Annotated in this window: 21 protein-coding genes and 1 riboswitch; of the genes, 9 read left to right on the top strand and 12 right to left on the bottom strand. The window is 44.0% G+C overall.

The genetic code is table 11. From position 1 onward, the window contains the following. Nucleotides 1-51: 51 nt before the first annotated feature. From EDI28_RS09355 to EDI28_RS09325, 7 genes are all read right to left on the bottom strand, one after another. A complete protein-coding gene (locus EDI28_RS09355) occupies nucleotides 52-267 on the bottom strand; it encodes a hypothetical protein (protein ID WP_128783600.1) in 216 nt (71 codons plus the stop codon). Nucleotides 268-358: 91 nt separating this feature from the next. Continuing rightward, on the bottom strand, nucleotides 359-1,579 hold the full coding sequence (gene alr / locus EDI28_RS09350; protein ID WP_128783599.1) for an alanine racemase: 1,221 nt from the start codon (nucleotides 1,577-1,579) through the stop codon (nucleotides 359-361). Nucleotides 1,580-1,628: 49 nt separating this feature from the next. Then, nucleotides 1,629-3,257, bottom strand: coding sequence for a methyl-accepting chemotaxis protein (locus EDI28_RS09345; protein WP_128783598.1), 1,629 nt, complete (start codon nucleotides 3,255-3,257; stop codon nucleotides 1,629-1,631). A gap of 782 nt (nucleotides 3,258-4,039) precedes the next feature. Next, complete coding sequence (locus tag EDI28_RS09340) at nucleotides 4,040-4,774, bottom strand: glutamine amidotransferase-related protein (protein ID WP_128783597.1); 735 nt, start codon at nucleotides 4,772-4,774, stop codon at nucleotides 4,040-4,042. Nucleotides 4,775-4,780: 6 nt separating this feature from the next. Next, nucleotides 4,781-5,944: an iron-containing alcohol dehydrogenase gene (locus EDI28_RS09335; protein WP_128783596.1), complete on the bottom strand. Its 1,164-nt coding sequence runs from the start codon at nucleotides 5,942-5,944 to the stop codon at nucleotides 4,781-4,783. A gap of 5 nt (nucleotides 5,945-5,949) precedes the next feature. Beyond that, nucleotides 5,950-7,362 (bottom strand): aldehyde dehydrogenase family protein, encoded by a 1,413-nt coding sequence (locus tag EDI28_RS09330; RefSeq protein WP_128783595.1) that lies wholly within the window; start codon nucleotides 7,360-7,362, stop codon nucleotides 5,950-5,952. A gap of 11 nt (nucleotides 7,363-7,373) precedes the next feature. Then, nucleotides 7,374-8,741: a glutamine synthetase family protein gene (locus EDI28_RS09325; RefSeq protein ID WP_128783594.1), complete on the bottom strand. Its 1,368-nt coding sequence runs from the start codon at nucleotides 8,739-8,741 to the stop codon at nucleotides 7,374-7,376. A 347-nt stretch (nucleotides 8,742-9,088) separates the two neighbouring features. Between EDI28_RS09325 and EDI28_RS09320 the strand changes: the two genes are divergently transcribed. Together EDI28_RS09320 and EDI28_RS09315 are read left to right on the top strand one after the other, a co-directional pair. Continuing rightward, nucleotides 9,089-9,907: a c-type cytochrome gene (locus EDI28_RS09320; protein ID WP_128783593.1), complete on the top strand. Its 819-nt coding sequence runs from the start codon at nucleotides 9,089-9,091 to the stop codon at nucleotides 9,905-9,907. A 66-nt stretch (nucleotides 9,908-9,973) separates the two neighbouring features. Then, nucleotides 9,974-10,660: a DNA alkylation repair protein gene (locus tag EDI28_RS09315; RefSeq protein WP_128783592.1), complete on the top strand. Its 687-nt coding sequence runs from the start codon at nucleotides 9,974-9,976 to the stop codon at nucleotides 10,658-10,660. 74 nt (nucleotides 10,661-10,734) lie between these two features. On the opposite strand, the gene EDI28_RS09310 is transcribed toward EDI28_RS09315, so the two are convergent. Next, nucleotides 10,735-11,430 carry a MaoC family dehydratase gene (locus EDI28_RS09310; RefSeq protein WP_128783591.1) on the bottom strand — a complete coding sequence of 232 codons (696 nt, stop codon included), beginning with the start codon at nucleotides 11,428-11,430 and terminating at the stop codon, nucleotides 10,735-10,737. A 556-nt stretch (nucleotides 11,431-11,986) separates the two neighbouring features. Between EDI28_RS09310 and EDI28_RS09305 the strand changes: the two genes are divergently transcribed. The 3 genes from EDI28_RS09305 to add all read left to right on the top strand — a co-directional run bounded on the left by EDI28_RS09305 (nucleotide 11,987) and on the right by add (nucleotide 14,670). Further along, nucleotides 11,987-13,096, top strand: coding sequence for a serine hydrolase domain-containing protein (locus EDI28_RS09305; RefSeq protein ID WP_128783590.1), 1,110 nt, complete (start codon nucleotides 11,987-11,989; stop codon nucleotides 13,094-13,096). A gap of 124 nt (nucleotides 13,097-13,220) precedes the next feature. Beyond that, nucleotides 13,221-13,445, top strand: coding sequence for an alternative ribosome-rescue factor A (locus EDI28_RS09300; protein WP_128783589.1), 225 nt, complete (start codon nucleotides 13,221-13,223; stop codon nucleotides 13,443-13,445). 104 nt (nucleotides 13,446-13,549) lie between these two features. Further along, a riboswitch (purine riboswitch) is annotated at nucleotides 13,550-13,649 on the top strand. A 25-nt stretch (nucleotides 13,650-13,674) separates the two neighbouring features. After that, entirely contained in the window at nucleotides 13,675-14,670 is a 996-nt protein-coding gene (gene add, locus EDI28_RS09295) for an adenosine deaminase (RefSeq protein WP_128783588.1), read from the top strand. 96 nt (nucleotides 14,671-14,766) lie between these two features. Here the strand turns inward: add and dcuC are convergent, their stop codons facing one another. Next, the gene (dcuC, locus tag EDI28_RS09290) at nucleotides 14,767-16,230 is read right to left on the bottom strand and encodes a C4-dicarboxylate transporter DcuC (protein WP_128783909.1); all 1,464 of its coding nucleotides are present in this window, start codon (nucleotides 16,228-16,230) and stop codon (nucleotides 14,767-14,769) included. 10 nt (nucleotides 16,231-16,240) lie between these two features. Then, complete coding sequence (gene iadA, locus EDI28_RS09285) at nucleotides 16,241-17,377, bottom strand: beta-aspartyl-peptidase (RefSeq protein ID WP_128783587.1); 1,137 nt, start codon at nucleotides 17,375-17,377, stop codon at nucleotides 16,241-16,243. Nucleotides 17,378-17,590: 213 nt separating this feature from the next. On the opposite strand from iadA, the gene EDI28_RS09280 reads away from it, so the two are divergent. The 3 genes from EDI28_RS09280 to EDI28_RS09270 all read left to right on the top strand — a co-directional run bounded on the left by EDI28_RS09280 (nucleotide 17,591) and on the right by EDI28_RS09270 (nucleotide 19,768). Then, complete coding sequence (locus tag EDI28_RS09280; protein ID WP_128783586.1) at nucleotides 17,591-18,505, top strand: LysR substrate-binding domain-containing protein; 915 nt, start codon at nucleotides 17,591-17,593, stop codon at nucleotides 18,503-18,505. 87 nt (nucleotides 18,506-18,592) lie between these two features. Then, nucleotides 18,593-19,132, top strand: coding sequence for a cysteine hydrolase family protein (locus EDI28_RS09275; RefSeq protein WP_128783585.1), 540 nt, complete (start codon nucleotides 18,593-18,595; stop codon nucleotides 19,130-19,132). Nucleotides 19,133-19,261: 129 nt separating this feature from the next. Then, nucleotides 19,262-19,768 (top strand): P-loop nucleotide/nucleoside kinase family protein, encoded by a 507-nt coding sequence (locus EDI28_RS09270; protein WP_128783908.1) that lies wholly within the window; start codon nucleotides 19,262-19,264, stop codon nucleotides 19,766-19,768. Between the two features lie 224 nt (nucleotides 19,769-19,992). On the opposite strand, the gene EDI28_RS09265 is transcribed toward EDI28_RS09270, so the two are convergent. Continuing rightward, the gene (locus tag EDI28_RS09265; RefSeq protein ID WP_128783584.1) at nucleotides 19,993-22,086 is read right to left on the bottom strand and encodes a methyl-accepting chemotaxis protein; all 2,094 of its coding nucleotides are present in this window, start codon (nucleotides 22,084-22,086) and stop codon (nucleotides 19,993-19,995) included. Nucleotides 22,087-22,416: 330 nt separating this feature from the next. Here EDI28_RS09265 and yqfB point away from each other — a divergent pair, with 330 nt between their 5' ends. Further along, complete coding sequence (yqfB, locus tag EDI28_RS09260; protein ID WP_128783583.1) at nucleotides 22,417-22,734, top strand: N(4)-acetylcytidine aminohydrolase; 318 nt, start codon at nucleotides 22,417-22,419, stop codon at nucleotides 22,732-22,734. Between the two features lies 1 nt (nucleotide 22,735). Here the strand turns inward: yqfB and EDI28_RS09255 are convergent, their stop codons facing one another. Continuing rightward, nucleotides 22,736-25,195 carry a Lon protease family protein gene (locus EDI28_RS09255; RefSeq protein WP_128783582.1) on the bottom strand — a complete coding sequence of 820 codons (2,460 nt, stop codon included), beginning with the start codon at nucleotides 25,193-25,195 and terminating at the stop codon, nucleotides 22,736-22,738. Between the last annotated feature and the right edge of the window lie 23 nt (nucleotides 25,196-25,218).

Genomic DNA, 25,218 nt, shown 5'->3' with positions numbered 1-25,218 from the left:
TGTAGCCAGTGTTAAAGAGATCGAGCAACGAACTCTTTTATATTAAAAATATCATTGAATGTTTTGATTATCATCTTTCGGGCTTTCGGCTTTATTTAGATGCTTCCAGCTTTCATAAATATCAAACACATTAATAAATGGTACACAGCCAGCACTATCACAGTACTTATTAAACTCGCTAAAGCCCATGAACTTTTTGTCCTTATCGATAACTACTAGGTTTTGATGAGTGTTTAACTGAGGCTGTTCATCATCACCGTCTTTCATTATGATACCCCTCTTTAGATTGTGTCAGCCAAGCTGTGTTCTAGTGGTTTTATACTTACTGACAATTATTCTTTTAGCTGTTATATCGAGGCTACTTTATATACTTTGGATTAACGCCTCCCCATAGAGTATATAAATCGCATAATAGTCGTCCGGTTTTGTTTTCCATCTCTGATCTGGATATTTCGCCATCACCTTGTTGACCGAATAGAACGACTTCATCTCCAGGTTTTGCACCTTTAATGTCTGTAATGTCAACCATCGTTGTATTCATTGATGTCTTTCCAATGACTTTGGCTCTTTGACCATTGATTAAGACATGGCCTTTTCTACTTAGTGACCGAGGATAACCATCAGAATAACCTACAGGCAGATTAGCCAGTAATGATTCTCTCGATAAGATTTCGGTACTATCATAACCAACAGTCGAACCTGCAGGGAATTTATGAACAGAAGCAATTTCTGTTTTAAAGGATACAATACTTTTGTACTCTGGAAATTGTGATGTTGTGTCACCATACAGTGCTCCTCCTGGACGGATCATATCCAAACGAGCTTCTGGTAGCATCAATGTCGTGTAAGAGTTAGCTGCATGAAGAGTTACATCATCTCGCTTTAAGTCAGAGTGTTCTATTAGCCAACTAGTCTCATTCATGAATCGTTTTAGGCCTAGCCTTGTTGTATCTAAATCCTCTGTCGGAAAGTGGGTCATCATACCTACAATATTAACGCGTGGTGTTTTTGTTACTTTGACAGCATCCTTTTTACCACTATCGGTTGTTAGGTCAATACCGTTACGCCCCATTCCTGCAGAGTTGAAAGCAAGATGTACTGAAATACTTGTATTGTGTTTTTTGGCGATTTTAGAGATAGCTTCAGCTTGCTCAAGGGTGCCAATAAGCTCCTCAATATTAAATTTAACAGCAGCTTCTATTTCATCAGGAGCACCGGCTCTTACTCGAAGTATTTGACCATTGAAGCCTTTTTTTCTGGCTATTTTGGCTTCTTCATTACTGGCTATTGCTATACATGAAATGTTGCTATTAATAACTGAAGGAATAAGGTTTTCGATCCCATTTCCATACGCATCTGCCTTCATCACAGCACAAATTTTGGTCTTGTTTCCAACTTCTTTTTGAAGCAGTTGAATATTATTTTCGAAAATGCCTCTATCAACTTCAACCCAGGCATTAGGCTGCATTGCTTGCTGTTCCTGTGTAATATCATTACTTGATAGAATGAACGGGGCACTCATGGCATTGTTGGCAACAAGAGAAATTGAAAAAGCTATAAGCGATAATTTAAATTTCATTTAATACTCTCATGTGGATTTTATGTAATTGAAGTTATTTCAACTGTCGTTATAATTTGAATTGGCCAACAATATCATGAAGATTACTTGTGCGATTGTTCAAATCTGTTAACTCAGTTTCGGAGTTTTTAGTTGCAATCTGATTATCATCGGCACTTATACTTAAACAAGACACACTGCCTGACAAGTGTTGAGCTGCATCTGATTGTTCCTGCATAGAGTTAGATATCTGCTCCATGTTATTGAGTAAAGAAATAATTTCATCAGTAAAGCTTATCAGTGAGCTTCGTGCTTCGTTTGCATGACAAGTACTTATGTTGACTAGATCAACTGAGTTCTTCATATTTTCAGAAGTAATGTTGGTATCGTGATGGATGTTTTTTAGCATATTCTCGATTTCGACTGTTGCAAGAGCAGTTCGTTCCGAAAGGTTACGTACTTCATCGGCAACAACAGCGAATCCTCGTCCTTGTACACCGGCACGAGCGGCTTCTATTGCAGCATTCAATGCCAATAAGTTGGTTTGATCTGCAATATCTTTAATGACAGAAACAATCGTATTAATTTTATTGGCACTTTTATCTAATTCTTCAAGGTTTGAAGCCAGTTCATTGACCCCTTCCTGAACATCTACCATACCATCTACAGCTTGATCGACTTTTGTTACGGTTTCCTGTGTTTGTACTTCAAACTGTTTTGCTTGATCGTTTATGCTATTTGTTATGCCTGAAACACTTTGGATACTGGCGGCTAACTCCTCGATAGCAGCGGCACTACTGCGTACATTTTCAGCCTGAGAAGTGGAACGATCAGATATTCCATTAAAGATATTATTGAGTTGTTTTGATGTGTCTGTTATGGAGTTTGAGCCATCGTTAATCTCCAGAATTCTAATCCGAAGGGATGCAATGAAAATATTAAACGATTTAGTTATTTTCCCGATTTCATCATGACTAGTGGTCGGTATTTCCCTCGTTAAATCCCAGTTGCCATTTGCAAAGCCCTGTAATACGCGGTTAAGGTAGTTTAGTGGTTTGACTATTCTTATTGATATATTGTATGTCACTAGCAATGTGATCAAAATAATAATGGCTGCAAAAATACCAACTTGAACTAGTATTTGATCTTTTAACGTATCTAAGTAACTTAATGCTACATCAACGCCAATGACATAGTACTCGCCGTTGATATTTCTAAATGGAATGAAAACTGAACGCCACATTCCAAATTCACCTTCGTATTCTTCAAACTGAATTTTATGAGTTTGGAATGCATCACGTAAGCCTTGGGGAACAACTTTATACTCTTCAAGGTACCAGTTCTTATACTTGCCAGAGGCTAGCTCATTATCTGATTGATTGATGTAGGTATAATATACTTTTCCATTTTTCTCTATTGTCGAATAAGCCCAGTCAATTTCTGATTTTTTTGTAAATCGACTAATCTTATTACTAATAGATTCGTAGTTATCTGAAACTGACGGTAATGTGTCATGAGCATTTTCACCAATTAAACCATTTAAGGCATATGCAGAAGCTGTTAGCTTTGAGTCTAATCCATCAATTGCCGTTCTGTATATTACATTGTATGAATATGTTGAATATGACACTATGATTAAGAATGCCAACGTTGAAAAGCAAGCCAATAGTTTGCCTCTTAGTCCCCAGTTTTGATTCATTCTACTACCTATTTATATAAGCTGGACAGACAACGAAGTTTGTCAGGCTAATATGATCTTATAAAAATGTGCTTTGTAACCAATGCAAGTGAGGCTTTCAAATTAAAGGCTGATTATTTTTCGAATTCATTACCTAAAATGAAATCAATATCAGCTCAATCAATATCCGTGTTATTTATATTTCTTATGTTTATATTACGGCCGAGAGGTTACTTATTTTCATTATCAATATCAATAGGTGAGTATTAAAATCCATTTTATGGTGACTAAAAAATCAGGCACCCAATTAAATTTTCGTATAAATACTCTATTTATATCTCTTTGATTAGTAAGTGGTTTATGATTTTTTTTGTTTTTCCATCTTTTTGATAAGGAGAAAGCTCAGACTGGTCCGAACAGTGATCTTTATCCCAATAAATGGCGGTTAATATCATTGGTTCTCATTTCGGTGTGATAGGTGTCATAAATATGGCGTCGTGGTGTTTCTTTGACGCTTACTTTGTGAGTCTGTTTTTAATGATTAATGTCATGTGATTGATGATGGTTTGGAGTGGTAACGTTATTTTCTCTTCTGCCCGGTATTGTAATGTGAACCAACGCATTAATTGTAGAGTGCTTTTCTTGCTACCTTGTCTCGATATATCTGGCTGCTGTTGTGGCCTAGGAAAAGGATAAAACAAAGGGTCTAATCATGGATTGACCGTTATGCCTAGTGACCGCCATAGGTCAATGTGGAAGAAGATGTTCAGATATTTCGAATAATAATCGGGATAAGTAAGTGTTCAGCGAGAGAAGCTGAGATGGCGTAGCTTGATAAAGTTAATGATCCACAGGGTGACGGCCAGATGATCGGTGTGTTGGCTTAATGAAGCCAATGCTGTTTGGGTTATTTGTGGCGGGTAGTTATCACTACGTAGCTGGATTAGATCATGGCTGTAATCTGGAGTAAATTCCGGATGCCCTTGAATCCCGAGAAAATGATGGCCGACCTGGATCATCGCGTAAGGGCAAAACTCGCTGCCTGCCAGTACAATTGTGTCTTTGGGCGGTTCGGTGATTTGGTCTTGATGGCTAACAAGTAGTGAATAGCCCTTCTTTGGATCAGTAAGCCAACCGTGTTGACTTACCATGTCTCGATTCAATTTCACATTGGCGACACCGAGCCCCCAACCTTTGTTCGAGCAACACACTTCGCCTCCCAGTGCTCTCGCAATCATCTGATGGCCAAAACAGATCCCGATAAAAGGAATGTGCTGCTGGTACAACTGGTGAATGAAGGCTTCAAAAGTGCGGATCCATCTTATGTTATCGTAGACGCTAAACTTGCTGCCTGAACTGATATAAGCATCACACTCATCCAATGACTCAGGGTACTGGCCATCCATAACCCGATAGAAGTTGAGCACGATACCTGAATCGACCTGGCTAAATAGTTCACTAAACATGGCGGGATAGTTACCGTGTTTTGTCTGTAGCTCTGGCCTCACATCATCACAGAGTAAAATACCCAGTATCATATCGCCTCAATTAGTTAGCGTGCCATCAACGGCACGGTTAAAGATATCCGTATATTGTGTAGCAGTGAACGGGACGGGGTTGCCTGAAGCGGCAGCGTCAGAAGCTGCCATTTCTCCAATACGCTGTGCCTGTTGGCTGTCGATACCGATATCGGCGAGGGTATGGGGAATGTTCAATTCTTGTCGTAGCGTGAGAATCCACTTCATGACACCATCAAAATTAGGCTGAGTCAGAGCCAGATACCGTCCGAGGCGGCCCATTTTTTCATTTATCTTTGGTTGGTTGGCTGCAAGTACATAAGGCATCAAAATGGCATTGAGCAATCCATGATGGTGATTGTAGACCGCACCTAACGAATGAGCGATGGCGTGCATGGCACCGAGTCCTTTCTGAAAGGCGGTGGCGCCCATGGTGGAGGCTACAAGCATGTGGGTACGAGCTTGAATGTTATCGCCGTCAAGATATGCAACGGGAAGATAGTGCATGATCATCCGCATCGCTTCGAGGGAAATGGCTTCAGCCATGGGGTGATAGGAAGGTGAGCAAAAGGCTTCTAGGTTATGGGAGAGGGCATCCATGCCTGTTGCAGCTGTCAAAGGTTGTGGAAGTGCCGTTGTCAGCGTAGGATCAAGCAAGACATGAACTGGCATTATTTTTGGATGAAAGATAATCTTTTTAACCTGATGCTCTTCGTCGGTGATAACCGCTGCACGGCCTACTTCAGATCCTGTGCCGGCCGTCGTCGGCACTGCGATAATTGGTGCAATAACATCGGTGTCGGCTTTTTTCCAGTTGTTCCCTTTGTCTTCAAACTCCCATAGCGATAGGGATTGATTGGCGGCTAACGCTATGGCCTTGGCCGCATCTATGCTGGAACCACCACCAAAAGCAATAATGCCGTCATGTTGGCCCTCAAGGTAGTGACGGATCCCTGTCTCGATGTTTTGGCCTGTCGGGTTGCCCTGTACGCCGCTAAATAACTGGATAGCCAAACCTGAAAGGCGACACGCTCCCAGAGCGTTGCGAACCATTTTACTGTCGGCCAAGATGGGATCGGTCACCATCAAAGGTGCGCTGATGCCAGCTTCTTGGCAATATTGAGCGAGTTTGTCTGAGCAATGTTCGGCAACGGTAATAGCTGTGGGGTAGTTCCATTGGGCCTCAAGCATAACGGTTACTCCTGAAGGTGCTTGATATGGAAAGACTTTGGTCTGGTTAAGGTTTCGAACCCAAGCTTCGATAGTGCATAGCCGCGACCGGAGTGCTTGACGCCTGTCCAGGCGAGCGCCGGATCAAGGTAGTCACAGCGGTTGACAAAAAAGGTCCCGACATCCAGTTGTTCGCCCAATTCGATGGCTTGGTCTGTATTGCGGGTGAAAATGCTTGCTGTCAGCCCGAACTCGCTGTCATTCATCAGGGCGATTGCCTCATGATCGGAGTGAACCTTTTGTACGGCAACAACGGGTCCGAATGTCTCTTCGGTCATGACTCTCATTTGGTGGGTGACACCGGTCAATAGCTGAGGGGCCAAATACGGCGTATCTGGTTGGCTAGCCGGAAAATCAGATTCATTAATATGGGCGGTTGCCCCCATTTCTATAGCCTGCTGAATTTGGTCGCGAATAAAATTAGCGGCAGTGGTTCGTACCAGTGGTCCCAAGGTGGTGTCGTGTTCGAGTGGGGACCCGAGTTGGTATGTGTAGATCTCCTGTTTGGCTTTGACAACAAACTCATCATGGATACTTGCATCGACGTATATCCGCTCGATGCCGCAACATGATTGTCCTGAATTAAACAGAGCCCCATCGACGACTGTTTTAACGGCATGTTCAAGATTGGCATCGGCGCGTACATAGGCCGGGTCTTTGCCGCCAAGTTCCAAGCCGATATTGTGGAAATGTCCGGCAGCCGCCTTTTCGACCATTTTCCCTCCGGAGACTGAGCCGGTAAAGGTAACGTGCTGTATTTGCTCACTGGCGATCAGTTGTTCGGTATTGGAATGGTTGAGGAATAGATGTTGGAAAATCCCTCTTGGCAGACCAGCTTCGTCAAAGGCTTGTTGAAGCCGCTCTGCGCACAGCGGTGTTTGTGACGAATGCTTGAGGATGACTGTATTGCCTGCAAGTAATGCTGGAATGATGGAATTGATGGCCGTGAGGTATGGGTAGTTCCAGGGGGCAATAACGAAGACGGTACCGAGAGGTTCATGTTTGATATAGCGGGTAAAGCCGGGTTTGTCAGCAAGCTTTATAGGGGCCAGCGCTTCATCACAAATTGATATCATATAGCGCGCTCGTTCTTCTACTCCCGATAGTTCGCCACTGCTATAGCGAATTGGCCGCCCCATCATCCAACTGATCTCGCTGGCGATCATCTCTTTGTGTGTTAGCAGGGCATCAATTGCTCTGCTGCAATAGGTTTTCCGTTGTGCAAGGGGAGTCTGGCGCCAGTGACTTTGTGCGATATTTGCCCGTTCCAGCGACTCAATAATATCTTTCTGGTTAGCTAGTGGCTGAGTGACAAGGATACTATCGTCCGCCGGGGAGATTGTTTCTAAAACTGTGTGTTCATCATGTTGATTTGTCATGCCAGCTGGCCTCAGATGATTTCAAAATAACGATTGAGTTCCCAATCTGTCACATGTTTCCTGAATTCTCGATCTTCCCACTCCCGAGAGGCGGAAAAATGCTCGACAAAGGCATCACCAAATAGCTCTCGTGCGGCTTGTGAAGCTTTAAAGCGTTGGGTGGCATCCCAAAGGGTGCGAGGAAGTTCTAAATCGGATGGATGCGGTTGTTCATAGGCATTGCCAGTAACGGCTTCGTAGGGAGCCCAGCCCCTTGCTATGCCATAGAGCCCTGAGCCTAGAGCTGCAGCAAGGGCAAGATAGGGGTTGGCGTCAGCAGCGCCGATCCGGTACTCAATCCGCTGGCTTTTGGCGGAGCCTGATATCACGCGCAGGGCTGTCGTGCGGTTCTCTATACCCCATGTCGCATCGGTAGGGGCCCAGAACCCTGGGATCATTCGGCTGTAGCTGTTGACAGAAGGAGCTATCATGCACAGCAGTTCTGGCATTAGCCGTTGTTGGCCCGCGAGGAAATGTCGCTGTATTTGGCTCATGGCATAGGGCTGGTTTGAATCATAAAATGCCGACGAGCCGTCCTTGTTCATCAGTGAAAGATGAATATGACCGCTTTGGCCGGGGTAGTCGTTGCTCCACTTGGCCATAAAAGTGGCTAGCAGGTTCTGTTTTTGTGCGAGCACCTTCATATAGGTTTTGAACAAGGCCGCTTTGTCGCCTGCGGCTTCGGCGTGGTCGACGGCTATTGCGGCTTCTATTACCCCTGGGCCTGTTTCTGAGTGTATTCCTTCAATTGGGAAATCCATAGTCTCGGCCATGGCCAGAATGCTTTTGTACAAATCTGAATAGGTTGAATTGCGGATCATTGAATAGCCAAACCAGTCTGGCGTGACAGTTTCTAAGTTTCTGAAGCCTTTTTCTCTTGCTGAATGCGGGGTTTCATTGAAGAGGAAAAACTCATATTCAAGCGCAGCCAAGGCATCGAATCCCATCTCGTCAGCTTTTTCGATCATTTTTCTTAATGTGGCTCGGGGGCAAATCGATTCAGCCTTGCCGGAAAACTCGGCAATGAACAGCAGCATTCCATCTTCGTCGAGTATATCTCGGCAGCTGTCAGCAATAATACGGACGGGTGCATCGGGATAACCGGTATGCCAGCCAGTATATTGGGCGTTGTCATAGAGCTGATCTTTCACATCCCACCCGAGGACGACATCACAAAAGGCAAACCCGTGTTCTAGCGAAGAGAAGAACTTGCTTTTCGACATGTATTTGCCGCGCATGACGCCGTCATTGTCAAATAATCCGACTTTGACATGGGTGAGTCCACGGTCGTTAATAATGGCTTTGGCATCGTCGATCGTTTTTACATCTCTTGCTTCCATATTGCTGGCATCCCTGTTCAATGTAAGAGCAGCCGAATAATGTCATTGTTAACTTAATAAGGTTTTATAGGTGGCTGATATATTTAACGTAGGAAGGCGAAGGGTATTAGTCAACTAAGGTGAGGCCTATAGCTTGCGATGAGGATGAGATCTGCTGGCTAATGGCTCATATGATTGCTGTCGGTGATATGTTATTTGCTCAAAAATGGCGAAAAAGTAACAGAACCTGTGACCTTAGTTCCAACGTCTTCAAGGCTTTGGTCCCCTTGATGATTACTGACTATATTCAAACTAAATCAGGTAGTTAGTAAATAGCTGAATAAATAGAACGAATAAAGGGCATTAAGATGATAAGAGCGATTTTCTGGATGAAATGGTTATCAATTCTTTGTTTGCTGTGTGTGTGGTCGGCAAATGTCTATTCGGCGAAACTTGTTTTTTCTGAAGAAGGAGAAGTTGTTAAGGAACTGACTTTGGGGGTAATGAAGAAGCAACTATTGACACACCAGGTTAGTATCTATGATCCCCAGTATGGTAAAGATAAGCGATATCTGGCTTTTTCACTGCATGATGTAATGGCGTTGGCGTATGGAAAGTCTTGGGAGGGCAAGCTATGTACAGACGTGAAGTTTGCCGCATTAGATGGTTATCAGGCCGTTTCCTCTTTTGACAAGTTACTAGAGCAAGGAGGTTATATTGTTTACCGTGATGCAGATCTGCCTGGTTGGGAGCTGATTGGGCGTAGCCAATCAAATCCGGGGCCTTTCTATTTAGTTTGGACTGGCAGTAAACAAACACCGAAACAAGCATTTCCATGGCCTTATCAGCTTGCGGCTGTAGACACCGTTGAGTTCAAGAATCAATACCCGGCACTGTACCCACATAGTGTAAAAGAAACGACCAGTGTATTCGCAGGTTTCAGGTTGTTTAAAGACCGGTGCATGAAGTGTCATGCTCTAGATCAACAAGGAGGAAAAGTTGGTCCGGATCTGAACGCTCCGAGGAGTATCCTTTCTTATCGTGACGCTGACACCTTGCGCGAGTATATCCGTCAGCCTTCAAAATTCAGATATACCCAGATGCCCGATCACACCGATCTCAGCTTTCAGCAAATTGATAGTATTCTGGAATATTTAGCCTATCAGGGCAAGTCGGCCAAAAACTAATTTTCTGCTGTTAAGAACTGTGTTCAAATATAAAAATAATAATAGTTAGTTGTAAAGGAAGTTCTTATGTCTCTCATCATCCCCATGGTGATCTTAATGCAGCAACGTATGGCCGAAGCTGGCAACCCCGAGGATACGAAGGCGATGCAGGCATACATGAAGACGGAGCAGCCCTTTTACGGGGTAAAGACGCCCGAACGTCAGGCCATATTCAAACAAGCTCGCGAGCATACCAAGGTGAGCACTTTTACGGAATATAGCCGTTTAGTTCTCTGGCTTTGGTCTGGAGAGAACCGGGAAGAACAATACTTGGCCATGGATGCTGCCGAGCATTACAAGGTTTTTCGTACCAGAGAAGCCTTCAATATTTATGAAGAGATGCTGCTAGAAGCCAGCAATTGGGATACGGTAGATAAAATAGCGTCTAATCTCATCGGTGGCCTGATCAAAGAGCACCGTGAGCTAGAAGAAAAACTCAGAGAATGGCGCCTGTCTGAGAATATGTGGTTGCGCCGAGCTTCATTGCTGGCTCACCTCAAGCATAAGGCAGAAACTAATGTGCCTCTATTGGAAGAGACAATCTTGATGCTAGCTCATGAAGAAGAGTTTTTTATCCGAAAAGCAATAGGTTGGGTATTGAGAGAGTACTCCAAAACAGATCCTGGTTTTGTGTCAGACTTCGTTGCAAATTACTCAGATAAGCTTTCCGCACTGAGTAAAAAAGAAGCACTGAAAGTTATTGAAAAAGTATAGAGAGCAAGTTCTATAATCGAAAAAGGCCATCTGATGGCCTTCTTTAATTCTGGTTAATAAATTCAGGTGTGAGCTTAGAAGTGTAGACGGATCACGGATTCAGCGACACAGCCAGGACGACGCACTCCTTCAATTTCAACCGTAAGTTCCTGAACAATCTCAAGTCCACGCTTGATAGGTGTAACGGATTGAATTTTGGTGCTGGCACGAACGCGATTACCCGCTTTTACCGGATATGGGAAGCGCACCTGATTCAAACCGACATTAACCGTCATTTTTGCTGTTGGGAATTTTTGATTTTCAGGATCAACGCTGTCAGTTAGAACGGAAAGTAGTGACAGGGTAAGAAAGCCGTGCGCAATGGTTGTTTTAAATGGTGATTCAGCAGCGGCACGTTCAGGATCGGTGTGAATCCATTGGTGATCTTCGGTGACATCCGCAAAACTATTGATACGGCTTTGATCGACAGTCAGCCACTCACCGACATGAATCACCTCACCAAGAGTATCGTTCAGTTCATTCAGCAGCTCTTGCGCTTCAGGTTTCATCACAATAGGAGCTGGCTGAACAACTGGCTTGACAGGGACTGCAACATCATCGTTGGATGCCAGTTTATGATCCTTAATTAAGACACCGAGTTGGCTATTGTTCGCTTTGTTTATCAATTCAAGCCAGTAGTCACGCAGGGAAGGAGATAGGAGATCTTTAAGTTCGAACGGATGTACTGATAAAACATCACGCTTTTGTTTAAAAAAATCGACTACATTCATGACTATGTGACCTTATTAATATGTGTCTTGAAGTGGCTGAGGCGGTGTATTGTAACGGCTATACGAAACAATAAAAGAAGTTTTGTGCCCCAAGTCTCACTTTACAGCTCATCCGATGAGTGTTTATTGTTATTTATCAATAATATACGAATTTATTAAGGATAGTGTAAATAATCTAATAAATTGACTATATTTCACACAAGTGGTGTTTATTCACAATAAAACACTATTTTCAGCGAACAGTTGTACACAGGAAATAATAATTTCAGCGAACACCTGTACGCATAAATGCTATTTTTAGCGAACACTTGTAAGCAGAAAATATAATTTTAGATAAACTAATAGCAAATAAGTGCACCATGTCAAAACTGAACAATAAAATAATCATAGTGGAAAATTAAGTACATTTCTTGCACTATTTTCTTATAAATGATTTTTTTTGTGATGTTTGCTGACACTTTATTGTTATCGAGTTTGATTCTCAATACAGAGAAGATGAAGTGACGCTGTTTGGCACTACCCTTAGTGAAAATTCGATAAGGTTGGTGTTTCTGTGATGTACAGATTATGGCCTGTCATTCTTCTCCTGCTGCCTTATGGTGCTGGATATTCTGCACCTAAGGATGAAATAGCTTTTGCACTCGACAGCTATGTAAAACAGTCGGTGAAACAGAGCATTCCCGGTGCGTCGTTGGCTATTGTAATTGATGGAAATATTCGGTTATTGCGTGGATATGGGGTAACGAAAGCCGGAGGGAAAAAGAGGATTAATTCGGCGACGGTCTTTCCTCTCGCATCGATATCAAAAACATTTGCCTCGGCAGCGACATCAATACTGGTCTCAAAAGGACTTATTGAGTGGGATACCCATGTGGTGCCTTATCTCGATAACATTGAGTTCAGTGATCCGGATCTTGGTAAGAATGTCACATTGAGGCATCTGCTGTCACACACCAGTGGGCTGGTACCTCAGGCCTATTCGGATATGCTTGAAGATAATGTTCGCTATACTCGGATACTTCGGGCGCTTAAACGAGTGAAGTTTGTTTGTGAACCCGGAAATTGTTACGGCTATCAAAACGTGGTGTATAACCTAAGTGCGGATATGTTAGCACAGGCTTCTGGAAAGGATTTTCCTACCTTGGTCAAAGAACAGGTATTTATCCCGTTGAAAATGGACCATGCATCATACGGGCTGGATGAGTTCGTGCAGACTCCGAATAGAGTTGTTCCGCACGTCAAAGTTAAGTCAGGCTATGCAGCTGTAAAACCAGCTCCTTACTACTATAAGGTTCCGGCTGCTGCCGGGGTGAATGCCAGTGCCCAAGATCTGGCAAAGTGGATGTTGGCACAATTTGGTCATAACCCTTCTGTGTTGCGTTCATCGGCATTGGAAATTATGCATAAACCCCATATCAGAGCGAATCAGTACCGTTATCGGGCCAAGCTAAGCAACGTGTATTACGGTTTGGGCTGGCGTACTTTTGACTACAAAGGGATCACGGGGTTTGTTCACCACGGGGGATGGGTTAAAGGGATCAGGACGGAGATGGTTTTTAATCGGATCACTCAAACGGGAATGGTTTTTTTAACCAATTGCGAAACGAAGGTCGCGAGGGAAATCGTACTTGAATTCTTAGAGCTCTATAGAAAGCATATGGAGTGAGCCTTTAGCTAGTAGTCGCTTTCCTTTTTTGCTTCTTTGCCTCTTCGGCGGTAATATTTACACCCAGAGGTGGCTGGACTTTATCGCTATCTCGACAATAATTGATTATCGAAGGAATTAAACAATGGCAAGAAAAAAGAAGTTGCAGCTGGTGGACAATGTCCAGTTAGCTGAGCAGAGTGAGCTACAAACGGAGCTAGGTCGCGGCACAATTCAAGACAATGCCCTGAAGGCAGCAGTGACGAGCAAGTTATTTCGAACCCGAGTAGCGAAGGCGAAAAAAGGGAAGGGTAGTTTTCAGCGCAAGGGTAAGCACGGAGGACGAGAGTCCTATTCAATAGCGGCGTAGTTGCTGCTATCGCATAGGGCTCTTTCCTCTGTAGCAAGAATGTTCATTTTGACTGTAATCGATACGCTAACCGTATGGATTGCAGGGCGTTAATCACAATGATAGACTCCTCAGCCAACTTGCTTCGTATAATCCCAATGATATGGTTTGGGAGTTTCTACCAAGAGCCTTAAACTCTTGATTATGAAGTCTGTAACTTTATGTACCATTTTAATAAAGGTAGAGACTCATGAACTACTTCAACCTGCCCAAGATCGATCTTCATTGCCACCTGGATGGTAGCGTTCGTCCGCAAACTATTATTGATCTTGCACACCAGCAAAACTTAACCCTACCAAGTGAAGATATTAGTGAAATTAAATCACTGATGGTCGCGCCAGAGACATGTCAAAACCTTGATGAGTACCTGATGCGTTTCGAGCTGCCGCTATCTGTTATGCAAACAGAAGCAGGCCTTGAGCGTATTTCATTTGAGGTATTTGAAGACGCAGCCAAAGAGAACGTCAAGTATTTGGAAGTGCGCTTCGGTCCTATGCTTCACTTGCAAAACGGCCTAACTTTTGACCAGATCATCGGTAGCGTTGTTAAAGGGATGAAGAAAGCTGAAGAACAGTATGACATTAAAGGCAACTATATCCTGTCGATACTGAGAACAATGCCGAAAGATCGTATTAACGAAGTTATTGATGCGGGTGCAAAGTATCTGAATGACGGTGTCGTTGCTTTCGATTTGGCCGGCAGTGAAGTCTCGGGTTTTTGTCATGAGTTCATTCCATATGCTAAGTATGCTATTGAGAAGGGATACCGAGTCACTATCCATGCCGGTGAGCAAGGAGATGGTCAAAATGTGCATGATGCGGTATCACTATTAGGTGCGGAGCGTATTGGTCACGGTATTCATATCAAAGGCCACCCAGAAGCGTATGCTCTAGTTAAGAATGAAGCTGTGGCATTAGAAACCTGCCCTAGCAGCAATATCCAGACGAAGGCCGTTGACAACCTGAGTAGCCATCCGATTAAAGCTTTCCATAAAGATGGCGTATTGATCACCATCAATACTGATAACCGGACTGTGTCTAACACAACGATGACTGATGAAGTTCGCAAGGTTGTGGAAGAGTTCGACCTAAGCCGCGAAGATTACTTTGCTATCTACAAAGTTAGTGTCGAGCATTCATTCGCGTCTGATGCAGTGAAGCAACACCTGCTACAGTTCGCAGAATAATTCTGAAGGATTGAAAAAGGGCTAGGCATTGTATGCCTAGCCCTTTTTTTAATGGACAAATATGGCCCGCAAACTTAGTTTTGTTTCTTAATATTATTAAGCGTCGCTGGTGATTTGTTGTCCTGACCTTTTTTTTATAATAAGAGTTATTATTGCTACCAGCACGACGATACCTATCAGGAAGGGAAGTAATTGCATTATCTGGCCACTACGGGTAAAGGTAATTACCAGCATGATTAACCAACCGCTCAGCATTGGTATGAGGGTACGGCGGACAATATCAAAAGGTGACAAACCAGAAATACCGGCTACAGCGATGATCACCCCGGCAATCGGGGATATAGTTCGACCAAAGCCTGCCGATAACTGGATAGGGAGGATCATATCGGTGACATTAGTACCGATTTTCTCTGCAATTTGCGGCACCATAGGAGCAAAGGAGAAGAACGCTGCATTACCCGAACCCATCAGGGCCGAAATTGAAAAGGTCAGTACAGCCATAAAAAGTACAATAACACTGGCGGAAAAGCCGGCACTGCTCGCCATGTTTAAAAGGGCGTCGATAGCTCCGATAGATTTTAGTCCCATAGCGAAAGTTTGACCTGCGATTATCAGGGTGACCACAGTAGCAAAGACCTTTCCCATATCATTGAAGATCCCCTGTAGCTTTCCAAATACGGGTTTGGCTTGCTTTAGGCGGATATATTCACAGACCAGGCTGATAAAAAGGCTCAGTAGAATCGCAGTGGCCATGCCAACCTTGATCGTGCCTACTCCCATTTTGCTGAATGTCAGCATAAAAAACAGCGGCAACATGGGCAGCAGCAGATAGTAAAGTGGCGCACCCGCTTCGGTATCCTGTTTCTCGCCCTGTAATTGGACAGACTGCTCGGCTTGATCCAGCTTGCCGTCAAAGTACCGTTGTACCAGAGCGTGAATAGCGGCAACCGCCACAATCAAAATACTGATCACCGGTAACTGTTCGTTAATAAAGAACTCGGTAATGTCTACCCCAGCAGTTTGAGCGGCAAGAATAGAGTTACCTGATCCTGGCCCGAACTCAATGGCACATGTACTGGCGAGTACAGCGGCAACAGCGGCTTTACTGCAGCCTAGACGGATCAGTACTGGATAGAGTGTGGCCATCAGTAGCAGACCTAGCCCAGTTGCACTGGAAATGAACAGTGACAGTGATTGCCCCAAGATGAAGGCCATGGCAAGCATCAGGTAAGGCGAATTCAGTTTCATTAACGGCTTGGCTGCTACCTTAACCATGACTTGACTGGCACCAATAGCCGACATGAACATAGCAAAGCCGCCAATCAGCATGATCTTAAGGCCAAGCCCACCGGCTCGGTTACTGAAGGTGTTGCGAATATATTCGAAGATATCAAAGCCGATCCAGCCAGTTGATTTATCGACAAACACGGCGTTGTTGGTAAAAATGGCAATGGTCATCATGGCAATACCGGTAAGAAACAGTACGGCCTGAGGATTATAGTTTTTCAGGATCAGTCGACCGGCAAATACCAGTCCGATCAAAGCAATAAGTAAACTCATCATTAGTCCTTTACTCGAAGTTACCGATTACCAGAAGTTCGTTGTCGAGCAGTAATGTCTTACCTTTGGCAATCACGCCGTGTAGGCTGAAGTCATCGTTGAAGATACAGAGGTCGGCATCTCGGCCAAGCTGAATGCGACCTTTGTTGATTCCGAGCGAGTCGGCAACGTTGGCTGTCATTAAGGCAATAGCCTGCTGCGGAGCTATTCCCTGATCGATCAGTTTTGGCAGCAATAAAAGATTGCTATCGACGCTGGCAGCAGCTAAGCCGGTGAGCTCTCCTTGTGAGTTAAATTTTGGCAAGCTGCCATTGCCGTCAGAGCTGACGGTGATCAGGTTGGCTGCGACACCTGATTCGAGTGCCAGTTTGGCTGCCTGTTCGGGTTGGGTAAATCGGCTGCCGCCGGAGGTAATATCGATACTGCCGCCACGCAGAGCAAATCCTATTGCTTCGTCAAATAGGCTTTCGGTACGGGCTACATGGGTTGGGGAGAAGTGATGAATTGGCAGTCCCATATCAAGCAGTTCGTTGATCTGGGCAAACGGCTGCGGCAAACTGCCCATGTGGACATGCAGTAAGCCTCGCTTTCCTGATAGCAGGCTGGCAATTCGAATATCAGAGACAATCCGGGCCAGTTCCTGGGTGGTAGGGAAAGAACACCGATGATCTGCCAGAGCGACTTTTACCCCGAGTACGGCAGGAATGAAAGCGAGATCGTCGCGGATAGAACCGGTAATCGTTTTGGTCGGAACCTCATAGGATCCAGTGTGCATAAAAGCACTGATACCTTCCTCGGACAGTGCTGCAGCCTTGGCGTACAGATCCCGTGGTGAACGGGAGATCCCGTCTGTACCTAGCACTCCGACAGCGGTAGTGGTTCCAGCCTGGATCAACTTCGTCAGTGTAACCTGGGGTGTCCTGCTGGCAAAGCCAGCTTCACCGCCGCCACCGGTAAGATGGAGATGCTGGTCAATCAGGCCCGGGGAGACGGTTTTCCCTCGACAATCTATGGTTGTTACTTCACTCAATCCGCAGATATTCAGATCTGGCTCTATCGCCAGGACTTTGCCCTGGCTGAGCAAAATATCGGCCTTGCCAATATGCTCCGGGCTATAGAGGTTGGTATTTTTTAGTAGGGTAAACATGATTTCCTCTTCGTATTGTTTTGGATAATCGTTGCTTGTTGCACGTATTGAAACACATCGTAATATGATGAAAAAAAGCTCTGTTAAGTAAGGCTTCCAATCAACGGGAATGAGCATACCCCTACTATTGATATAAGTATTTTGATTTCCATTGCTGATTTTGAATGATAGTATTCGCTCAGATCATAGGTGTTGTTGTTCGAGGGTATTTTCATGGAATTCAAATGGTTAGATGACTTCATGAGTCTAATGGAGTTAGGTAACTTCTCTGCGGCAGCCAAAGCTAGGCATGTTACCCAGTCGGCTTTTAGCCGCCGGATCCAGGCTTTGGAGTTGTGGGTTGGGGTGCCGTTATTCGATCGTACCTCTTACCCGATAACGTTGACTGAACATGGCAAAAAGTTTGTTCCCTATGTCGAAAATTTGCTCGAAATGATCAAAGTTACCAAAGAAGATTTTTCCCAGGCGTCACTCAAAACAGACAACTCGGTTCGCATAGTCTGCTTGCATTCTTTCGCGGTGAATCTAATGCCACGATTGTTTCGAGAAGCAGGGGTATTGTTGGATGGCCTCAACTTGGCCCTTAATCCTTCTGTGCAGGGAATCGACAACCATTTTCAGGCGCTGCTGGATAATTCCAATGATATATTGCTTGCCTATAACACCAAGGGGATGCGCCCTTCGTTTCTGCTCGAAGACCAAGTAGAACGACGTTTGGTACTTAAGGAAAAAATCATCCCAGTAGCCTCTCCCGAATTGTTAGAAAGCATTCCGCAAGGGGGGAGTTATCCTTATCTGGCATACTCTGAACATACCTTTTTGTTTAATGTTGTCGCACCATTAACGGAGCAAATGCAGCTTCCGCTTGAACAGGTATTTGAAACCACCTTGAGCGAGTCGTTAATTAAAATGGCTGTCAGTGGTATGGGGATCGCATGGGCACCTTTGCATGCCATTGAGAGTGAGTTGGAGCAAGGCACACTAGTCCAAGCTTTTCCGGAAAGGTCTGAACTTGCAATCCCGTTGGATATTGTTTGTTATCGTGCTAAAGGGGCAACACGTCCAGCCGTCGAGCAGTTTTGGCAAGGGATTGGCGAAGTTGTCGCTCAGTCAGCATCCAATAATTGAACTCGGAGCACACCGAATATCGGCTAGCAAGTCTAATTTCAAGCCGCTTGAGCTGGTTTGGATTTTAAGAGTAATAAAAGGAATCTTATGAAAACAGCAATATTGGTAATAGATGTTCAGAGTGTATTATTTGACCCTATGCCTCAGCCCTTTGAGGCGGAAGAAGTTGTAGACCGAATTAACTTAGTAACAAAGTGGGCGAGGACGAGTGGTCATCCCGTTATTTTTATTCAGCATGAGCAACCTAATACAAGCATTGAGTTTGAAAGTGATGGCTGGAAATTACAAGTAGGTTTAGTTGTTGAATCTGATGATAAGTTTGTACGTAAGACTACACCAGACTCTTTTTTGAGCACAGAGCTTGAAAGTATCCTCAAACAGGAAGATATCGAACATTTGGTTATTTGCGGTTATGCAACAGAATTTTGCGTTGACACAACGACCAGGCGCGCAGCAGGACTTGGCTATTCGATTGACCTTGTATCTGATGCTCACACGACACATGATAAAGATCATGCGACGGGGCAACAAATTCGGGAGCATCACAATTGCACGCTACCCAATATATCTAGTTTTGGTGTGAAAATATCTGAATTATCAGTGGCAAAAATAACCCAATCAAGCTAGCAAGAGCTCTCTGTTTATTACTTTGAATGTAATTAAAGCATGTTGACTATTTTTGTTTGGACGGCCTAATAAGGAACCATGATAATGAGTAAAGAAACATGGGAAACTCGCCAAGCGAATAGAAAACTAATGGTTAATCCGACGTTGTATATTTTTTCTGGGCTGCCAGCCTCGGGTAAAACAACATTAGCACGTCTACTGTCTCAGCAAATAAACGCGTTCTACCTTCGAATTGATACTGTGGAGCAAGGCTTAAGAGATTTATGTGATTATAAGGTTGAAGGCGAAGGCTATCGGCTAAGTTATCGGTTGGCTCATGATAACTTGAAATTAGCTCATAGCGTGATAGCTGACTCATGTAACCCTATTGCTCTAACACGTACCGAATGGAAAGCAGTAGCTACCGCAACCAATGCAAACTATGTGAACATCGAAGTGTATTGCTCTGATGAAAATGAACATAAATATCGAGTCGACCATCGAGAATGCACTATCGAGAACTTGCAACTTCCGAGTTGGCAGCAGGTACAGAATAGGCACTATGATAAGTGGGAGGAAGCAGTGATTAGGATTGATACCTTCGCTAAAACACCATCGGAGTCATTAGAGGAATTAATTAAAAAACTCGAGTTGTAATGTCATTACCAATATCAGCCGTATGAATCATGCGATAAGCGGATCTTTGTTCTTTGGTTTATGCCAGGAACAAAGAAACGGGCTTTATTATAGGGTGGGGAATAATTCTATATTATCTGAAACGGCAAAAATAATTTTAAGTTTCTGGGTGGCGAGTTAGATAAGAAAGCGACCAATAATAATTGGCCGCTTTGATGAATAGATTAAATTTTTGATACAGAGATTTAGGTTTTAAACTTATTTAGCTCTTTATGAAGATCAGTTGCTTTCTCTGCGAGTTCTTCACTGGTTATGAGTGAAGAACTCATGCTATCCATAACATCCGTGGCGGTATCATTGATAACGACAACATTGCGGTTGATTTCTTCTGCTACTGCACTTTGTTCCTCAGCTGCGGAAGCGATCTGGTTGTTCATGTCATTGATGACTTCGATTGCATCATTGATTTCTGCAAGAGCATGTTGAGCGGCCTGTGTTTCTTCTTTGGTATCCATTGCCTGTTGCTGGCTCTGCTGCATTGATACAACGATTGACTGGGTGTCTTGTTCTAGACGGCCAAGCATAGAACGGATCTCTTCAGTTGAAGTTTGAGTTCGGGTGGCCAGATTACGTACTTCATCAGCAACAACAGCAAAGCCTCGTCCCGCTTCACCTGCACGTGCCGCCTCGATGGCAGCATTGAGTGCAAGTAAGTTAGTTTGATCAGCAATACCGCCAATTTCTGTCAACAGTCCTTGAATGGCAGCGCTGGACTGGGCGAGGCTTTGGATTTGACCCTGAGCATCATTGATACGAATTGCAAGCTCGCCGGCAGTCGTCGCGGTATTGTCCATTTGGCCCATTCCGCTGATGCTGCTAGATTGTACCTGACTTGCAGCCGCTGCGGCTTGAACAGCAGACCCCGCGACTTCTTGCGCGGAAGCACTCATTTGATTGATTGCGGTTGCAAGCGAGTTGACTTCATTGACTTGATCTAACAGCTTCGTTTTGGAATCTTCGGCTTTTGATCTTCCTTCCAGTGCACTATGGTCAACTTGATCGGCTGTCAGCTTTACGGTGCAGAGTGTCTCTTGCAACCGAATTAAAAAAGTATTGAACCAATGGGCTAGCTGAGCTGTTTCATCCTGCCCTTTTACGTCTAGGCGGTAAGTCAGATCACCATCACCATGGGCGACATCTTTAAATCGTTCAACGAGATTAGACAGTACCTTACCGAGTGAATTAGCGATGACTGCAATAGCAGCAATACCAAGAATCGCTGCAATCAGTCCGGCAAAAACGCCTTTTTGAATGGCATTGTCATTTTGGTCGCTGATCCAACGTTCAAATGCTGAAATGCTCTGGAGAAGCTTGCTACCTGGCACAGACACCATCACAATCCAAGGTGCGCCAGAAGTATCGACGGAAGTGATGGCGTATTCTTCGGTTCCGATCGTTATGCGGTCTATACCGTCTCGACGCGCCAATGACTGGATATCGGACCATTGCGATGCGAGTTCGCTGGCGACCTTTTTACCGACATGAGAAGGTGTACCACTGTTTGCCAGTACTGCACCTTTCCAGGAGGTTATGATGATATTGCCTTCGCCGTTAAATAAATTACTGGCGAGATCCTCGCTTTGCCCCTGGAGCTCAGCCAGAGATAAGTCGAAACCCAGTGATCCAACGGTTTGACCATTAACAATGATAGGTTGGCTGATGGTTGTGATGAGCTCCTCTTTGCCACGTACTGGATACATGTAAGGTTCCATGACAAATGTTTGTCCCGTTTCGAATGGCATTAAGTGCCAGTCATCCGTGCGTTCGCCATTACTGTTTAGCTTTGTGTTACTAAAGCTTTCCATGGCAACAGGGTCAAAGCTGTCGTTGCTGTTTGGAGAGAAAAACGGTGCAAGGTAGCCTTTACTGTTGATTGCCGCAGCGGCATTAAGTTCAGAGCTTGCTGGCCAAGTCTTCTGCTCCCATACCATGTAGCCAGCAAAAACTGCGCGATCTTGAGCTTCTAGTGCGGCAGTAAACTGTTTAACTATGGTGTCTGCACCAGATGCATTTTCACCGCTTAGTTCAATAATAGAACGTATCTGGTTGAGGTTGGCAAGAACTGGAAACAGTTGGTTTGCGATGGTTTTGCCTTGTTCGGAAGCGGTGGCCTTTAAGTTAAGGTTCGTCGCATCACTAAGTTGAATTTTAACCTTGTCACTAACTTGTTGATTAACATTAGTAAACGCTCTTGTAGTCATACCCATCGCAATAATTAGTGTAAATGCCATCGCAATACCAGCGCTGATAGCAATACGTGTTCGAATTGTTTTAAACACGAAAAATCCTTTAATATTTATATGGTTATTGTTGTACAGCTGTTTGTGTTGAGCCTTGTTCTGGTTTCATCGTGTTTTAGAAAATGAATAATTATCGATGAAAAGGTATTAAAGAAGCTGAAACAGGATTATATACAAAACACATTAATAGGAAGTTTGAGTATGTTAATGCTTTGTGGGTATAAATGAATACCTGTTAATATTGTTGGATTGCTAGCGTTATGTGTTGGATATAAGGTGAGTGGTAGGCGTTTTTGGAGGTATGTACTTTCGCTTACCGTTGGCTAGGGTACAATGACTATCCCTTAAATTTTGATAAAACGGATTAGTATGGCAGCCCCAACAGTGATGACTTTCTTTGAACGCTTTGAAGCCGATATTTTAGCCGGAAAAAAGACGATAACGATTCGTGATGAATCTGAGAATAATTATGTGCCGGGTACCGTTGTCAATGTTTCGACATTTGAAGATGGTCGAGAGTTTTGCCGGTTAGAAATCTTGTCGGTAGAGCCAATCTTGTTTGATGAGCTATCAGATTTTCATGCAGAACAAGAGAATATGTCATTACCTGTACTCAAAGAGGTTATCCAAGAAATCTATCCGGGTATCAAGCAGTTGTTTGTTGTTTCATATAAGTTGGCATTATAGCTTATCTTTTTCTGGAAGCCCTTGTACCATTAGGCGTATTAAGGGCTTTGTTCATCTGTTTAATTCGGGAAGTAATGGCTGCATTGACGCTATTGGCCGGGTATTGTTTTTTGGTGTTTAATTTCCCCATCGGTATTCCGGTGAGTAGAGTCATTACGTGATTGACATGATCTGCGACCCAAATATGAAAGCGTCCTTCTAATACGGATAGACGAACGTTCTCATTAACCATTAAGTGGGCAATGTTAGTTCTCGGGATGATGACACCTTGTTCTCCGGTTAATCCATTGAGGTTGCAAATATCGAAGAAGCCTTCGATTTTTTCGTTGACGCCGCCGATAGCCTCGATATTTCCATGCTGATCGATAGCTCCAGTGATTGCGATATTTTGCTTTAGCGGGATTTGTGCAATTGCGGACAACAAGGCGCAGAGCTCAGCGGTAGAAGCACTATCACCGTCAACCATTCCGTAGGATTGCTCGAAAGTGAGAGTTGCCGAGAAGGATAGGGGTTGTCTTTGCTCGTATTGTTCGCGAAGAAAGGCTGTCAGGATCATTACACCTTTGGAGTGGCTTGGGCCGCTCATATCCACTTCGCGCTCAATGTTGACGACATTACTTTGCCCCAGATGGACGGCAGCAGTGATACGACAGGGGCGGCCAAACATATTTTCATCGACACTAATGACTGAAAGTCCGTTGACCTGGCCTATTTTTTCTCCCTGGGTATCAATTTGGTTAATGCCGCGATGAATATTGTCGGTAATGCACTCTTTCAGATAGCCGGCTCTGAACTGCTTTGCCTCTATAGCTTGCTGAATTGCACTACTGTTTATTACATCATGGTTATGTTGCTCTGCCCAGAAATTAGCTTCGAGTATGATAGTGCTGATGTTGCCCCTATGAAGGGTTAGCTTTTCACCGTCTTCTGCTTGACGCGCAGCAAATTCAATGACCCTTGCCACTGCGGTACGATCGAGCGGGCGTGTTTGTGCGTCTGCTTGAATCTGTCTGATAAGCTGTGAATAGAGCAAGCAAGACTCCGTCGTTCGATTGATTTCTTCAGAACAGTCTGCCTGAACCTTGAAAAGCAGACCAAATTCAGGATCGTACTGTTTGAGCATGTAGTACATTAGGCGATCACCAACCAAAATGATTTTGACATCAAGAGGGATGCTCTCAGGTTCCAGGCTGGCGATGCTATTGACGCTAAGAAGCTGTTCCAAGGGTTGGATTTTCAGTTTGTTTGAAAGCAATGTCCGTTTAAATACATCCCAGACAAAGGGTTTATTAAGCAGCTGAATAACATCAATAATTAAATATCCACCATTGGCACGATGAAAAGCACCGGGTTTAATTAAGGTAAAGTTAGTTAAAAAAGTGCCTAATTCTCCTTTGTGTTCAATTCGACCAATTAAATTGGCGTAGGTGGGGTTGTCTTCATAAATAATTGGCGGCGCGTCAGTGTTGCAGTTATCGATAATAATATTTACATCATAAGCGGTAAAAGGGCTAAAGCTGAGTTTTTGCCCTGTATATTCGTTGACTTCTGTCTCAAGGCTACCGGTAAAGAGGGGAATGTTGTCGAGTACGTGTCTTTTTAGACTTTCTATGTAGTGATTAACGGAGTCGATAGCCATCAATTTTTCAGGAAGCTGTCCAACAAGATAGTCAACAGTGATGACTACATATTCTCGCTCTAGTTTGTTCTTCTTCTCTTTCATCTCCTGATCCCAGAGAGGAACCTGCTTGAGTAGATTTACTAGCAATAGACGGAGCTCTTCAATGGACTTGTCGATTACCTCTTTTTCATTATCGGGTAGTTTGGCGAATTTTTCTTTACTGAGAACTTTACCATCTTTGACTGGATGAATAAGGTAACCGTTTTGGGATCTTTTTAAGATACAGTTCTGGGCTTTAGCCTTCTCTTCGATTGACTGAAATGCTGCAATTTCCCTCTCGTTAAGTTCATTTTGAAGCCGATCTGTATTTTGGATGTAGTCTTCATTTTGCAATAATGAGGGGACAGTTTTTCTAAGCGATTCTATGAGTTGATGTACTTCAGACTTCAGCCTAACGCCCATTCCGGCGGGTAATTGAAGTGCGACAGGTTTGTTTGCATCATCGAAGTTATTGACATAACACCAGTCGAAAAGCGTTTTGTTGAGATCTCGATGCTGAAGAAGCAGTTGCTCTGCGATAGCATGTTTACCGAGTCCGGTTGAACCCATGATGAAGATATTAAAGCCTGTTGATCGGATCCCAATACCCAATTTGATTGCTTCAATAGCGCGGTCCAGCCCGAGAGGGCTGGTACTTTGTTCGATGTCGTTGGTGGTTTCAAAATCGAATTGGTTTGGGTCACAGGGGTGGTACAACTCGCCAGCATTCAGTTTTGTTGCTTGGGTTGAGATAACCTCCTTACCACTAAGTGGGCTGTTTTTTGATGAAAAATCTTTCATAGCGCTGGTTCACCTATCATCGT

The sequence above is a fragment of the Photobacterium chitinilyticum genome (assembly GCF_004104355.1).
Lineage (GTDB): Bacteria > Pseudomonadota > Gammaproteobacteria > Enterobacterales > Vibrionaceae > Photobacterium > Photobacterium chitinilyticum.
Note: the sequence above shows the minus strand (reverse complement) of the source record. Positions and strands in the feature narration are given on the sequence as shown.

What these genes read in the sequence shown, in the direction of transcription:
- EDI28_RS09300 (WP_128783589.1), top strand. Translation starts at nt 13,221, where the DNA reads ATGGCAAGAAAAAAGAAGTTGCAGCTGGTGGACAATGTCCAGTTAGCT.
- iadA (WP_128783587.1), bottom strand. Translation starts at nt 17,377, where the DNA reads ATGTTTACCCTACTAAAAAATACCAACCTCTATAGCCCGGAGCATATT.
- EDI28_RS09270 (WP_128783908.1), top strand. Translation starts at nt 19,262, where the DNA reads ATGGTTAATCCGACGTTGTATATTTTTTCTGGGCTGCCAGCCTCGGGT.
- EDI28_RS09320 (WP_128783593.1), top strand. Translation starts at nt 9,089, where the DNA reads ATGATAAGAGCGATTTTCTGGATGAAATGGTTATCAATTCTTTGTTTG.
- EDI28_RS09355 (WP_128783600.1), bottom strand. Translation starts at nt 267, where the DNA reads ATGAAAGACGGTGATGATGAACAGCCTCAGTTAAACACTCATCAAAAC.
- EDI28_RS09305 (WP_128783590.1), top strand. Translation starts at nt 11,987, where the DNA reads ATGTACAGATTATGGCCTGTCATTCTTCTCCTGCTGCCTTATGGTGCT.
- EDI28_RS09335 (WP_128783596.1), bottom strand. Translation starts at nt 5,944, where the DNA reads ATGCTTGAGGCCCAATGGAACTACCCCACAGCTATTACCGTTGCCGAA.
- EDI28_RS09275 (WP_128783585.1), top strand. Translation starts at nt 18,593, where the DNA reads ATGAAAACAGCAATATTGGTAATAGATGTTCAGAGTGTATTATTTGAC.
- EDI28_RS09330 (WP_128783595.1), bottom strand. Translation starts at nt 7,362, where the DNA reads ATGACAAATCAACATGATGAACACACAGTTTTAGAAACAATCTCCCCG.
- EDI28_RS09325 (WP_128783594.1), bottom strand. Translation starts at nt 8,741, where the DNA reads ATGGAAGCAAGAGATGTAAAAACGATCGACGATGCCAAAGCCATTATT.
- EDI28_RS09255 (WP_128783582.1), bottom strand. Translation starts at nt 25,195, where the DNA reads ATGAAAGATTTTTCATCAAAAAACAGCCCACTTAGTGGTAAGGAGGTT.
- yqfB (WP_128783583.1), top strand. Translation starts at nt 22,417, where the DNA reads ATGGCAGCCCCAACAGTGATGACTTTCTTTGAACGCTTTGAAGCCGAT.
- EDI28_RS09280 (WP_128783586.1), top strand. Translation starts at nt 17,591, where the DNA reads ATGGAATTCAAATGGTTAGATGACTTCATGAGTCTAATGGAGTTAGGT.
- EDI28_RS09315 (WP_128783592.1), top strand. Translation starts at nt 9,974, where the DNA reads ATGTCTCTCATCATCCCCATGGTGATCTTAATGCAGCAACGTATGGCC.
- add (WP_128783588.1), top strand. Translation starts at nt 13,675, where the DNA reads ATGAACTACTTCAACCTGCCCAAGATCGATCTTCATTGCCACCTGGAT.
- alr (WP_128783599.1), bottom strand. Translation starts at nt 1,579, where the DNA reads ATGAAATTTAAATTATCGCTTATAGCTTTTTCAATTTCTCTTGTTGCC.
- dcuC (WP_128783909.1), bottom strand. Translation starts at nt 16,230, where the DNA reads ATGAGTTTACTTATTGCTTTGATCGGACTGGTATTTGCCGGTCGACTG.
- EDI28_RS09340 (WP_128783597.1), bottom strand. Translation starts at nt 4,774, where the DNA reads ATGATACTGGGTATTTTACTCTGTGATGATGTGAGGCCAGAGCTACAG.
- EDI28_RS09310 (WP_128783591.1), bottom strand. Translation starts at nt 11,430, where the DNA reads ATGAATGTAGTCGATTTTTTTAAACAAAAGCGTGATGTTTTATCAGTA.
- EDI28_RS09345 (WP_128783598.1), bottom strand. Translation starts at nt 3,257, where the DNA reads ATGAATCAAAACTGGGGACTAAGAGGCAAACTATTGGCTTGCTTTTCA.